Annotated in this window: 11 protein-coding genes; 9 read left to right on the top strand and 2 right to left on the bottom strand. The window is 62.0% G+C overall.

What is annotated here, in order from left to right; genetic code table 11:
* The first annotated feature begins 209 nt into the window (after positions 1–209).
* From ACMDB8_RS14880 to ACMDB8_RS14920, 9 genes are all read left to right on the top strand, one after another.
* On the top strand, positions 210–1,139 hold the full coding sequence (locus ACMDB8_RS14880) for an amidohydrolase family protein (protein ID WP_056727736.1): 930 nt from the start codon (positions 210–212) through the stop codon (positions 1,137–1,139).
* Between the two features lie 4 nt (positions 1,140–1,143).
* Positions 1,144–2,049: an amidohydrolase family protein gene (locus ACMDB8_RS14885; RefSeq protein WP_053158646.1), complete on the top strand. Its 906-nt coding sequence runs from the start codon at positions 1,144–1,146 to the stop codon at positions 2,047–2,049.
* Between the two features lie 178 nt (positions 2,050–2,227).
* Positions 2,228–3,613: a UbiD family decarboxylase gene (locus ACMDB8_RS14890; protein WP_056727738.1), complete on the top strand. Its 1,386-nt coding sequence runs from the start codon at positions 2,228–2,230 to the stop codon at positions 3,611–3,613.
* Positions 3,610–4,239: a UbiX family flavin prenyltransferase gene (locus ACMDB8_RS14895; RefSeq protein ID WP_056727739.1), complete on the top strand. Its 630-nt coding sequence runs from the start codon at positions 3,610–3,612 to the stop codon at positions 4,237–4,239. The genes ACMDB8_RS14890 and ACMDB8_RS14895 overlap by 4 nt, the downstream gene beginning before the upstream one ends.
* Before the next feature lie 73 nt (positions 4,240–4,312).
* On the top strand, positions 4,313–5,359 hold the full coding sequence (locus ACMDB8_RS14900; RefSeq protein ID WP_409078777.1) for a CobW family GTP-binding protein: 1,047 nt from the start codon (positions 4,313–4,315) through the stop codon (positions 5,357–5,359).
* Positions 5,360–5,610: 251 nt separating this feature from the next.
* Positions 5,611–6,972, top strand: coding sequence for a nucleobase:cation symporter-2 family protein (locus tag ACMDB8_RS14905; RefSeq protein ID WP_056727743.1), 1,362 nt, complete (start codon positions 5,611–5,613; stop codon positions 6,970–6,972).
* A 12-nt stretch (positions 6,973–6,984) separates the two neighbouring features.
* A complete protein-coding gene (locus ACMDB8_RS14910) occupies positions 6,985–8,373 on the top strand; it encodes an amidohydrolase family protein (protein ID WP_056727745.1) in 1,389 nt (462 codons plus the stop codon).
* 140 nt (positions 8,374–8,513) lie between these two features.
* The gene (locus ACMDB8_RS14915; RefSeq protein WP_409078776.1) at positions 8,514–9,659 is read left to right on the top strand and encodes an XdhC family protein; all 1,146 of its coding nucleotides are present in this window, start codon (positions 8,514–8,516) and stop codon (positions 9,657–9,659) included.
* Positions 9,660–9,833: 174 nt separating this feature from the next.
* A complete protein-coding gene (locus ACMDB8_RS14920; protein ID WP_056728094.1) occupies positions 9,834–10,292 on the top strand; it encodes an REP-associated tyrosine transposase in 459 nt (152 codons plus the stop codon).
* Between the two features lie 91 nt (positions 10,293–10,383).
* On the opposite strand, the gene ACMDB8_RS14925 is transcribed toward ACMDB8_RS14920, so the two are convergent.
* Positions 10,384–11,652, bottom strand: coding sequence for a Zn-dependent hydrolase (locus tag ACMDB8_RS14925; RefSeq protein ID WP_056727749.1), 1,269 nt, complete (start codon positions 11,650–11,652; stop codon positions 10,384–10,386).
* Between the two features lie 148 nt (positions 11,653–11,800).
* Positions 11,801–13,285 carry an NCS1 family nucleobase:cation symporter-1 gene (locus ACMDB8_RS14930; RefSeq protein ID WP_409078775.1) on the bottom strand — a complete coding sequence of 495 codons (1,485 nt, stop codon included), beginning with the start codon at positions 13,283–13,285 and terminating at the stop codon, positions 11,801–11,803.
* Positions 13,286–13,700 lie beyond the last annotated feature (415 nt).

A 13,700-nucleotide genomic window follows, 5' to 3' on the forward strand; every position in this document is an offset into this window, starting at 1 on the left:
TCGAACGCATATCAACCCCTCGCCCAATTAATATTGTACGAACCCGACACCCCCTTCCAATACTTGCCCCCAAGCAGCCAGCGTCCCGAGCCGGATGCGACCAGGCGAGGGAATGCGTGATGCTTTGCGCATAGAAATGGCCGATTACCCGGGACGTGGCTGCTGTGAACCGCAAGGTTCCCTTCCCCGCTATCAGGAGATCGACTTCAATGATCATCGATATCAGCTGCTATCCCACCGATTTGGTGGACCTCGCCTGGAGGCATGACGGTGACCCGTTCACCGGCGAGCGTCTGCTGGAGATGATGGATGGCCCGTACATGGTCAACGGCAAACCTCGCCGCATCGACAAAGCCTTCATCCAGCCACCCCAGGGCAACACCATCTACACCTGGACCGACGGCGATCTGACCGGCCGCGAGTCCATCGACGCCTACATGGCCTACACGCTGAAAATGGTCCAGACCTACCCGGACCGTTTCATCGGCTGCTTCGTCTACAACCCGCGCTGCGGCGTGGAGAACGGCGTCGAGGCCATCGAGCGCTATGTCAAGGAACACGGCTTCAAGATGGTCCAGATGCAGGCCAATATGCACGCCTACCGTCCGGACCGCGCCCTGGACTGGGTGCGCCCGGCCTTCGAGAAATGCGCCGAGCTGGGCATCCCGGTCAAGCTGCACACCGGCGACGGGCCTTACAGCATCCCGTCGGAATGGGTGCCGATGATCAAGGAATTCCCCAACGTCGATTTCATCATGGCCCACTTCGGCGTGCAGACCGGCGGGGTCTACGTGTTCGAGCCGATGCAATGGGCGATGGAATTGCCCAACGTCTACTGCGAATCGGGCTGGTGCCTGCAGTCGCGGATCGTCGAGTTCGCCAAGGTCCTGCCGACCCACAAGATCCTGTTCGGAACCGATACGCCGCCGAACGAACCCGGCATGTGGCTGCGCCTGCTGGAAGTGTTGTGCCACGAACCGCCGCAGGGCCTGAACCTCGACGAGGACACCCTCGAAGAGTACCTGGGCAACAACACCGCACGGATGATCGGCCTCGAACCGACCCCGCCACCTCGTTCTGTTTGCGAAGCAGAGGCGCAGCTCAAGCGCCCCGTCACCACGCAACTGGCCAGGAGCTGAACCGATGATTATCGATACCCATCTGCACCCTACCAACCTGGTCGACGAGGCCTGGCGCCACACCGGCGAACCCTTCACCGGCGAGCGCATGCTCAAGCTGATGGACGGCCCGTACATGATCAACGGCAAGCCGCGCCGCATCGACATGGGCTTCATCCAGCCGCCACCAGGCAACACTGGTTATCGCGACGGCAACCGCCGGGGTCGTGAGGGTGTGCGTGACTACATGTCCTACGTCGCCGAACTGTGCGTGAAATACCCGGACCGCTTCATCGGCAACTTCAACTTCAACCCGCGCTGGGGACCGGAAAACGGTGCGGCGGAGCTGGAATTCCACATCAAGGAATACGGCTTCAAGATGCTCAAGCTACACGCCAACATGCACGGCTATCGCCCGGACCGGGCGCTGGACTGGTTGCGTCCGGCGATGAAGGTCTGCGCCAAGTACAACATCGTGGTGCTGATCCACACCGGGGACGGGCCGTACACCATCCCGACGATGTTCTACCCGATCATCCGCGAGTTTCCGATGGTCAATTTCATCATCGGCCACTTCGGCATCCAGACCGGCGGCAACTACTCGTTCGAAGCGTTCTGGATGGCGATGGACACGCCGAACGTCTATTGCGAATCCGGTTGGTGCTTCCAGTCGCGGATCGTCGAGTTCGCCAAGGACCTGCCGCGTAACAAGATCGTGTTCGGCACTGACTCGCCGCCGAATGAACCGGGCATGTGGCTACGCGAACTCGAAGTGTTGTGCTCGCCTGCGCCGCAAGGCCTGGGCATCGATGAGGATCACCTTGAGGACTACCTGGGCAACAACATCGCCCGGTTGTGCGGCATCGAACCGACACCGCCGCCCAAGGACCTGATCGAGGCGGACATTCGTCTGACCACGACTTACCTCTAGCGCCTCGGAACCTGTGGGAGCGAGCTTGTTCCGGGCGGCGTTCCGACGATGACGGCGTCACATTCAACACTGACGTCAACTGACCCTCCGCTATCGCGAGCAAGCTCGCTCCCACAGGGTTCTCGCTAGCTTCAAGAGTTACTTGAACGCACAGCATTGCTTTTCACGAGGTGAAACCATGACCCTCTCGACGCTCGGCGATACCCAGGATTTTCACGATTTTCTAGACGCCTATCGCCGGCAATACCCGGACGATGTGCTCACCGTCCGGCAATCCCTTTCAGCCGACCAGGACGTCACCGCCCTGGTCGACACCCTCGCCACCCAGGGCCGCGATCCGCTGCTGATCTGCGAAAAAGTCGGCAACTTCGGCGCGCCGGTGGTCACCAACCTGTTCGCCTCCCGCACCCGCATCGCCCGGATGTTCGGCGTTGCCCCGGCGCAATTGCACGAGACTTTCCAGAAGCGCGCCAACAACCCCATCGCCCCGCGCTACGTGGAAACCGGCCCGGTGCTGGATGAAATCTTCGAAGGCGAAGCCGTGGACCTTGCGCTGCTGCCAATGCTCAAGCACTTTGACAGTGACCGCGGCCCCTATATCACCAACGCGATCATCATTGCCGAAGACCCGGTCACCGGCATTGCCAACATGAGCTATCACCGCTCGATGCGCCATGCACGGCAGACCCTCGCCACCAGCCTGCATTCACGCGGTCACCTGTGGCGCATGCTGCAAACCGCCCGGGAGCGCGGCGAAGAATTGCGCGTGGCCATGGTGGTCGGCGCGCACCCGCTGTTCATGCTGGCGGCGGCGGCACGCTTGCCGTTCGGTAGCGATGAGCGCGCGGTGGCCGGCGGCTTGTTCGGCGCGCCGCTGGAGCTGGTGAAAACCCCGCGCTACGGCATCGGCGTGCCGGCCTTTGCGGAGTTTGTCCTGGAAGGCGCCATCGATCCGACGGCCTATGCCGAAGAAGGCCCGTTCGGTGAGTTCAGCGGCTATTCCTCGGATCGTTCGACCAACAATGTGCTGCGGGTCGACACCCTGATGCGGCGCAAGGATGCCTGGCTGGTGGACGTGGTCGGTGGGCGATATGCCGAACACCTGACCCTGGCGCGGCTGCCCCGGGAAGCGGAAATGAGCGAGAAACTCAAAGCTCGCTTCCCCGCCGTCACCGCCGTGCACTACCCCAATTCCGGCACCCATTTCCACTGCTACGTCGCCCTGGACCAGAGCCGCGACGGCGAGGCGCGGCAGATCATGCTCGCCCTGCTCGGCTGGGACCCGTACCTGAAGACCGTGATCGCGGTGGACAGCGACATCGACATCGGCGACGACAGCCAGGTGCTGTGGGCGCTGGCCACGCACTTCCAGCCGCATCAGGACATCTTCGTCATCGATGGCCTGCCCGGCAGCCCGCTGGACCCGTCGTCCTCGGTCAACGGCACCACCTCGCGCATGGGCCTGGACGCCACTCGCGGCTCTGGTTTCGACGGGATCAAGGCGCAGCTGGACCAGGAGGTGGTCGAGCGTGCCCGCCAACTGCTCGCAGGCCTGCAATCATGAACCGCCAGCGCATGGTGGTCGGCATCAGCGGTGCGTCGGGCTTTATCTACGGCGTGCGCCTGCTGCAATTGCTCGCCGAGTTGAACATCGAAACCCATCTGGTCATCAGCCGCGCCGCACTGCTGACCATGGCCCACGAAACCGACTACAAACTGGCCGACGTCACCGCGCTGGCCAGCCATTACCACCGTGCCGACGACGTGGCCGCCGGGATCGCCAGCGGTTCGTTCCGTTGCCTGGGCATGGTGGTGGCGCCCTGCTCCATGCGCACCCTGGCGGAAATCGCCACCGGCACCTCTTCGGGCCTGATCGGCCGCGCCGCCGACGTCACCCTCAAGGAACGCCGCACCCTGGTGCTGATGGCCCGGGAAACCCCGCTGACCCTCGCCCACCTGCGCAACATGACGGCAATCACCGAGATGGGCGGGATCATCGCCCCGCCCGTGCCGGCCTTTTACGCCCGCCCGCAAGACCTTGCGCAAATGGTCGACCACAGCCTCGGCCGTGTCCTCGACCTGTTCGGCCTCGACGCCGGGACAGCGCGACGCTGGAGAGAACACCCAACCCCCTGTGGGAGCGAGCTTGCTCGCGATAGCGGTGGGTCAGTCCGCATCAATGCCAGCTGATATGGCCTCATCGCGAGCAAGCTCGCTCCCACAGTTGAAAGCACTCCGACCGATCGTTACCAAGGAGCATCACATGAACACCCCATTCAACGCCCCGACCCCGAACACCAAAATCCCGGTGACCATCCTCACAGGCTTCCTCGGCGCCGGCAAAACCACCCTGCTCAACTACATCCTCAAGGAAAACCACGGACGCAAGATCGCCGTGATCGAAAACGAATTCGGCGAAGTCGGCATCGACGGCGACCTGGTGCTCAGCTCCGAAACCGAAGAAATCTACGAGATGGTCAACGGCTGCGTGTGCTGCACCGCCGAGGTCCGCGAGGACCTGGTGCGCATCGTCCGCGAACTGGTGGCGCGGCCCGTGCGGCTCGACCACATCCTGATCGAAACCAGTGGCCTGGCCGACCCCTACCCGGTGGCCCAGAGCTTCTTCATCAACGACCCGATTGCCGATGAAGTGGAACTGGACGCCATCGTCACCATGGTCGATGCCAAGCACATCGCCCAGCACCTGGAAGACCTGCAACTCGACGGCGTGGACAACCAGGCGGTGGACCAGATCGTCTGCGCCGACCGCATCGTCATCAACAAGGTCGACCTGGTCAGCGCCGCCGAAGTGGCGTCCCTGAGCGACAAAATCCGGGGCCTGAATGCCACGGCGGACCTGGTGACCTCGAGCTACGCCGAGATCGATCTGTCGAAGATCCTTGGTATCGGTGCCTTCGAGTCCACGCAGAAACTCATGGAAATCGGCGCCGAACACGACCACCGCGCCGATGAGCATCATCACGACCATGACGAGCCCGACCATGAGCACGACCCGAGCGTGTCGTCGGTGGGCATCGCCGTGGACGGCGCGGTCAACCTCGGTGATTTCCATCGCTGGATCACGAAACTGCGTACCGAGCAGGCCGACAACCTGTACCGCATGAAGGGCGTGCTGGCGGTGGCCGATCAAGACCAGCGCTATGTGCTGCAAGGGGTGCACAGCCTCGTCGAGTTCCGGGCCTCCACTTCATGGGGCACCGAACCGCGCTCCAGCAAGATTGTGTTCATCGGCCGCGACCTGGACCGCGCGGCCCTGAACCAGGGCTTTGCCGCCTGCCTGGCAGGCTGAAAAAAGGCATCGGAGCCGGTGGATGGCGGTTCCGGGCACACGAATGACTGATGCCAATCGGTCAAGGCAACACAGAACCTGTGGGAGCGGGCTTGCTCGCGAAGAGGCCGTCACACTCAACATCTTCGTTGACTGACACACCGCTTTCGCGAGCAAGCCCGCTCCCACCGGGATCACTGTGAACCTGAACTCTCCGGCATCAGAACGAATACCCCTCTCTACAGCATAAAAACAGCAAGAGGTGATTCCCCATGTCGTCAGCCAATACCCCTGTAACGTCCACCATCCACCCCGTCGACCGGATTCTGCCGGTACGGCAAATGCTCACCCTCGGCCTGCAACACATGGCCGTCTCGTACATCGGCGCCATCGCCGTGCCGTTGATTGTCGCCAGCGCCTTGAAGATGTCACAGGCCGATACCGTGGTGCTGATCAGCACCACGCTGTTCTGCTCGGGCATCGCCACCCTGCTGCAAACCGTCGGTTTCTGGAAATTCGGCGTGCGCCTGCCGATCCTGCAGGGCGTGGCGTTCAGCAGCGTGGGGCCGGTGATCGCCATCGGCACCAACCCGCAAGTCGGTTTCGCCGGAGTCTGCGGCGCGGTGATCGGCGCAGGGATTTTCACCATGCTGATGGCACCCTTCGTGGGTCGACTGCGGCGCTTCTTTCCACCGGTGGTCACCGGTTGCATCGTCACCGTGATCGGCTTGCAGTTGTTCCCGATTGCCTATGAGTGGGTCGGCGGCGGGCGGCATGCCAGCGACTTCGGGGCACCGGCGTACCTGGCTGTTGCGGCAGTGGTATTGCTCAGCATCCTGCTGGTCAACCGCTACGGCAGCCCGATGCTGCGCAATATGGCGGTGCTGGTGGGCATGCTGGTGGGCGCGGCGCTGGCCTACGGGCTGGGCATGGGCAGTTTTCACAGTGTGCAGGAGTCGCCATGGCTCACCGTGCCGTACCCCTTCTACTTCGGCTTGCCGACCTTCAGCCTGATCCCCATCGCCACCATGGTGGTGGTGATGATCGTGCAGATGGTCGAGTCCATGGGGCTGTTCGTGGCCATCGGCGACATCGTCGACAAACCGGTGGAAGAAAAACAGGTGATCAACGGCCTGCGCGCCAATGGCCTGGCCAGCACCATCGCCGGGATGTTCGCGGCGTTTCCGTTCATTGCCTTCATGGAGAACGTCGGGCTGGTGATCCTCACCGGCGTGCGCAGTCGCTGGGTCGTCGCGGTCAGCGGCCTGCTGATGTGCTCGGTGGCGCTGGTGCCAAAGGCCGGCGCGATCATCGCCTCGATGCCGACCGCAGCCCTCGGCGGTGCCGGGATCGCCATGTTCGGCGTGGTCGCGGCGGCGGGGATCCAGACCCTGGCCAAGGTCGACTACGAGCGCAATCGCTACAACGTGCTGATCGTCGGCTTCACCATCGCCGCCGCCCTGGTGCCGGTGCTGGCCCCGGCCCTGTTCAAGCAACTGCCCGAGTGGTCGCAGCCGTTCCTGCACAGCAGCGTGGTCATCGCCTGCCTGGTGTCGGTGTTGCTCAACGCCACCCTCAACGGTGTCAGCGTGCCTGATGCCGCCGCCAGCAAATCCGCCACCCACAGCCTCTGACCGGAGCCGACCATGACTGAACTGCAAAACATCCTGATCAAGAACCCGCTGGCGGTAATGACCGGCCTGCGCGGCCCACGGGCCCGGGCCGGCGCCGTGGATATCCGCATCGTCAACGGTCGCATCGCCGAAATGGCCGCCGGCCTTGACGCGCAACCCGGTGAACGGGTGATCGATGCGCGCAACTCGGTGGTGTATCCGGGCTGGATCAACACCCACCATCACCTGTTCCAGAACCTGCTCAAAGCCGTGCCCGAAGGCTTGAACCAGGACCTGCAAGGCTGGCTGGCCAGCGTGCCCTACCCGCGCCTCAACCGCTTCACCCCACAATTGGCGCGGATCGCCGCACAACTGGGCATGGCCGAGTTGCTACTGTCGGGGGTGACCACCTGCGCCGATCACCATTACCTCTACCATGCCAACGGCAGCACCGAGACCGGTGACCTGCTGTTCGACATGGCCGGGGAATTCGGCCTGCGTTTCGTGCTGTGCCGGGGCGGCGCGCTGGAGTCGGCCAGCGCCCATCCGGGTTTCTCGAAGACCGCGCTGCAACCGGAAACCCTGGACCAGATGGTCGGTGACATCGAACGACTGAAATCCCGTTATCACCAGGACACCCCGGACGCCTTGCGCCGGGTGGTCGTCGCACCGACCACGCCGACTTTTTCCCTGCCGCCGACGCTGCTGCGGGAACTGGCCCACACCGCCCGGGGCCTTGGCTTGCGCCTGCACACGCACCTGTCGGAAACCCAGAACTACGTGAATTTCTGCCGCGAGAAATATAACTGCCTGCCGGTGGAGTTCGTCGCCGAACACGAATGGCTCGGCCCGGACGTGTGGTTCGCCCACGCGGTGCACCTGCAACCCGGTGAAATCCGCATGCTCGCGCAAACCGGCACCGGCATTTCCCACTGCCCGGTGAGCAATGCGCGCCTGGGTAGCGGCGTGGCACCGGTGCCGCAGATGTTCGAAGCCGGGGTGCCGATTTCCCTCGGCGTGGATGGCGTGGCGTCCAACGAATCCGGAAGCATGGTCGGTGAAGCGAACACCGCGTGGCTGATTCACCGGGCCGGGCAAGGCGCCTCGGCCACCACCGCCGAAGATGTCATCCACTGGGGCACGGCGGGTGGTGCACAGGTGCTGGGGCTGGGTGCGGTCGGCACCCTTGAAATCGGTCAGGCGGCGGACCTGGTGATCTACGGTCTGGACCATCCGCGCTTCTTCGGCTTCCACGACATTGCCGTGGCGCCCGTGGTGGCGGGCGAACCGATTGCGGTGAAGTACAGCCTGGTCGGTGGCCGGGTGGTGGTCGATAACGGCGTGATTCCGGGGCTGGATGTGCAGCGGATGCGGGCCGAGGCGTGGGATGGGGTGCGGCAGTTGATGAGCGTGGACGACTGACCCACCACCAACACAAATCCCCCTGTAGGAGCTGCCGAAGGCTGCGATCTTTTGATTTTGCTTTTTTTAAGATCAAGGTCAAAAGATCGCCGCCTTCGACAGCTCCTACAGGATCGCGTTCATTTTCAGGAAGAGATGCCATGTCCGGCCTCAATGAACTTCTACAAGCCATCGACACCGGCGCCCAGGCCGGCGAAGAAACCATCCTCGCCACCGTGGTCAAGGTCGAAGGCTCGGCCTATCGCCGCCCCGGCGCACGAATGCTCATTCCCCTGCACGGCCGCACCGTCGGCACCGTCAGCGGCGGTTGCCTGGAGCAGGACCTGGCGAAAAAAGCCTGGTGGCTGACCGACTCCGGCGAACCCGTGGTGCGCCGCTACAGCACCGGCGCCACCGAGGATGAGGACGATGAGCAAAGCGCCCTGACCTTTGGCCTGGGTTGCAACGGCACGGTATTCGTCATGCTTGAACGCCTGCACGCAAAGTCGCCTTCACCTGCAATCGAACTGCTGCGCCGTGTACGTGACAGTCAACAACCGGCCGCCATGGCCACGGTGATCGCCACGTCTCGCAATGCCTCGGCGCGGGTCGGTGACCGTCTGCTGTCCGACACCGATGGCACCCTGCGCAACCTGCCATTGAAAATCGCGATTCGCCAGGACCTGCGCAAGACACTGGCGCAAAAAAAATCATCGATACGCCTCTACACCGACGCCCGTGGTGAAGTCGAAGTGTTTTTCGAATACATCGCCCCGCCACCTCGTTTGGTGATCTTCGGTGCCGGCCACGACGCGCAGCCCTTGGTGCGCATGGCCAAACTGCTGAACTGGCACGTCTCGGTGATCGACAGTCGCAGCCACTTCTCTCGCCCCGAACGCTTCCCCCAGGCCGATGCGGTGATCTTCGCCAGCCTCGACAACCCGTTCGACCTGCGCCCCCTGACCGACGGCGCCGCCGTGACCGTGATGACCCACAGCTATTGCCAGGACCGGCACTGGCTCGGACAACTGTTGCAAGCCGCGCCCGCCTACCTTGGCCAACTCGGTCCGAAGGAGCGCACGGAGCGCTTGCTGGCTGAAATCGGTCCGGGCACGTGCGCCCTGTATTACCCGATGGGCCTCGACCTGGGTGGCGATGCACCGGAAAACGTGGCGCTGTCGATACTCGCGGAGATGACGGCGGTGATGAATCAACGCCAGGGCGGGATGCTCAGGCATCGGCGCAAACCGATTCACCCGGCGGATCTGTCGATCAGTGAAAAGCTTGAGGTCGTAGCGGTGGGTTGAAGATCAAAAGATCGCAGCCTGCGGCAGCTCCTACGGAGAATGCATCCCCTGTAGGAGCTGCCGCAGGCTGCGATCTTTTCAAGTTACTCGAAACAAACCGAAAAACCTCGGGCAAATGGAGCGAAAACTCTCGGCTAGTGTTCAATGATCCACTCGTTCAAAGAGGGCAACGGAATGCCTATCGCTGCAAAAGGATGCCGTCTGCGTAAAGCTCGGGTTTCCGAATCAGGGCGTATCTATCTGCTGACCGCAGTCACTCATCAACGTCGACCGGTGTTCTCAGACGTTCATTTGGGACGTCAGCTTGTCAGTCAACTGCGCAGTGCCGATGAAAGCGCCACCGTAAATTCCTTGGCCTGGGTAGTGATGCCGGACCATTTGCATTGGTTGGTCGAACTGAACCAAGGCACATTGGCCGAGCTTATGTGTCGCATCAAATCCAGAAGCAGCCGGTCGATCAATCTGATGTTGGGAGACTTAGGCCAAGTGTGGCAACGCGGCTACTACGATCGGGCACTGCGCAAAGAGGAAGACATCAAAGACGCTGCCCGCTACATCGTTATGAATCCCTTGCGCGCAGGGCTGGTGAAGCGAATTGGGGATTATCCGTTGTGGGATGCCATTTGGGTTTGAAGAATCACGATCAAAAGATCGCAGCCTGCGGCAGCTCCTACGGAGAATGCGTCCCCTGTAGGAGCTGCCGCAGGCTGCGATCTTTTGCTGATCAAGCAGCCAATGCCGCCGAAGCCGCCAGCATCGCCCGCAACAACACCGCACAACCGGCCGCGAGGTCATCCGGCGCGGCGTTTTCGATTTCGTTGTGGCTGATGCCGCCTTCGCAGGGCACGAAGATCATCCCGGCCGGGCCGAGTTCGGCGAGGAAGATTGCGTCGTGGCCTGCGCCGCTGACGATGTCCATGTGCGACAGGCCCAGGCCTTGGGCGGCGCCGCGCACGGCTTCGACGCAGCCTTTGTCGAAGTACAGCGGCGGGAAGTCGGCCGTTGGCGTGAGTTCGAAGGTCAGGCCGTGTTCTTCGCAGGTGGTTTCGATGACTTCGCGCACTTCGGCGATCATCGAGTCCAGGCGCGCCGGTTCCAGGTGCCGGAAGTCCAGGGTCATGCGCACTTCGCCGGGTATGACGTTGCGCGAGCCGGGATAGGCTTGCAGGCAACCCACGGTGCCGCAGGCATGAGGTTGGTGGCTCAGGGCGGCGCGGTTGAGCGCACCGACGATTACCGCGGCGCCGACCAGGGCGTCCTTGCGCAGGTGCATCGGGGTCGGGCCGGCGTGGGCTTCGACACCGCGCAACTTGAGGTCAAACCATTTCTGCCCGAGGGCGCCCATGACCACGCCTATGGTCTTGTGTTCGTCTTCAAGGATCGGGCCTTGCTCGATGTGAGCTTCAAAGTAGGCACCGACTTTGTGGCCGCTGACGTTGCGTGGGCCGGCATAGCCAATGGCATTCAGTGCTTCACCCACGGTCACACCCTCGGCATCGACCTTGGCCAGGGTTTCCTCGAGGGTGAATTTTTCCGCGAACACGCCGGAACCCATCATGCACGGGGCGAAGCGCGAGCCTTCCTCGTTGGTCCAGACCACCACTTCCAGCGGCGCTTCGGTTTCGATGTTCAGATCATTGAGGGTGCGCAGCACTTCGACGCCCGCCAGCACCCCGAAGCAGCCATCGAACTTGCCGCCGGTGGGCTGGGTGTCGATGTGACTGCCGGTCATCACCGGTGGCAGGTCGGGATTGCGCCCGGGACGACGGGCGAAGATATTGCCGACAGCGTCGATGCTGACGGTGCAGCCGGCCTCCTCACACCACTTGACGAAGATGTCCCGGGCCTGGCGGTCGAGGTCGGTCAGGGCCAGGCGACACACGCCGCCCTTGACCGTGGCGCCGAGCCTGGCCAGTTCCATGAGCGATTGCCACAGGCGGTCGCGGTTGATGTGCTGATGGCTGGACTGCAGAACGTCTACGGCCGCGTTCATGATGATCTCCTCAGGCTGTTCTTGTGTGTTTCTTCAGGCAATTTGTTGGTGTTTGTGCGGCCGTCTTCGCGAGCAAGCCCGCTCCCACAGGGTTCTCGGGTGTTCACAAGACCTGTGGGAGCGAGCTTGCTCGCGATGGGGCCGGTGTTCACACCGCAGATTTCGCAACAGACGGGCTGGGCCGCATCACACTCAACCCATAATAAATAACCCCACCCAGCGCCGAGCCGGTAAACCAGCCATAGCTGTAGAACCAGCTGAACGCATCGCTGCCCAGGGACAACAACGTCAGCACCACCGGCACACCAAACGCGATGAACCCGCTCCAGTTCCACGCCGGATACACGTCATCGCGATACAGGCCCGCAAGGTCCAGTTGCTGTTTCTTGATCAGGAAATAGTCCACCACCATGATCCCGGCGATCGGCCCCAGCAGGCTGGAATAGCCAAGCAACCAGTTGGAATAGACGGTTTCGAGACTGACGTCCGAGACAATCAGGCCCAGTTTTTTCAGCAGCTCATGGGCCATCAATGCCAACCCGACAAACCCGGTGAGCAATACTGCCTTGGTGCGGTTGATCGCCTTGGGCGCGATGTTCTGGAAGTCATTGGTCGGCGACACGATGTTGGCTGCGGTATTGGTCGACAGCGTGGCGATGATGATCAGCGCCATTGCCAGTGCGACCCAAACGGGGCTCTGGATATGGCCGATCAAGGTCACCGGATCGGACACCGTCACCCCCACCAGTTTCACCGACGCGGCGGTCATCACCACGCCGAGGGACGCGAACAGGAACATGGTCAGCGGCAAACCGATGATCTGCCCGACGATCTGGTCCTTCTGGCTTTTCGCGTAGCGACTGAAGTCCGGGATGTTCAGTGACAGCGTGGCCCAAAAGCCGACCATCGCCGTCAGCCCGGCGGCGAAGTAGCTGGCCACGCCGGCGCCTTCGGGACGCTTGGCCGGAATTGCCAGCAATTCGGTCATCGACACGTTGGGCATGGCCCAGACCAACAGGCCTACGCCCACCAGCACCAGTAGCGGAGCCGACAGGGTTTCCAGCCATTTGATCGACTCGGCGCCGCGAATCACCACCCACAGGTTCAGCGCCCAGAACACCATGAAGCCGATGACCTCGCCGGTGCCGCCCAGGGACTTCCAGCCCTCGAACACCGAGCCGAGGAACAGGTGAATCGCCAGCCCGCCGAACATGGTCTGGATGCCGAACCAGCCGCACGCCACCAGGGCGCGAATCAGGCACGGAATATTGGAGCCGAGCACGCCGAAGGACGAGCGCAGCAACACCGGAAAGGGAATGCCGTACTTGGTGCCGGGAAAGGCGTTAAGCGTCAGGGGAATCAGCACGATGATGTTGGCAAACAGAATCGCCAGCAGCGCTTCACCGACGGACAGGCCGAAGTACGCGGTCAGCACGCCACCGAGGGTGTAGGTCGGCACGCAGATCGCCATGCCGACCCACAGCGCGGTGATGTGCCATTTGTTCCAGGTGCGTTCGCGCACCTTGGTCGGTGCAATGTCGTGGTTGTAACGGGGACTGTCGAGGACATCGCTGCCGGCTTCAAGCTCGAACAAGCCGTCGCGCTCGGTCACTTGCGATCTGATCTGTTGCATGGCCGCTCCACTGTTCTTTTGATTATTGTTGCTCATCGGGGGCTGGCGACATCAATAAACGTGCCGTGTACCCCGAATACGCATCGGGCAGTTCCATAAACACATTGCAACCCACTGATGTTTATCAGTTTTATTCGCTGACTCGACTATTTGTCAGGCCACTCAGGCCGAATGCCAGGCAAGTTGTCGAAACAGTCAGGACTCAAACTGGTGCATTGATCTTTTTTTCAATGGCTGCGCATCAACCATAGACCATACTCAAACAGCTGATTTCACATAAGAAATCTTGACTATTTTTCGATCCTGTCAAGTGCGTCAAAATGGTGAACAGCCTCACCATTTTGGTGATTCTTAAATTTAATACTTAAATATCAATAAGTTAGTAACAGAATAAGCTTATAAAAAATATTCTTGC

This window comes from Pseudomonas monachiensis (assembly GCF_047345015.1).
GTDB lineage: Bacteria > Pseudomonadota > Gammaproteobacteria > Pseudomonadales > Pseudomonadaceae > Aquipseudomonas > Aquipseudomonas monachiensis.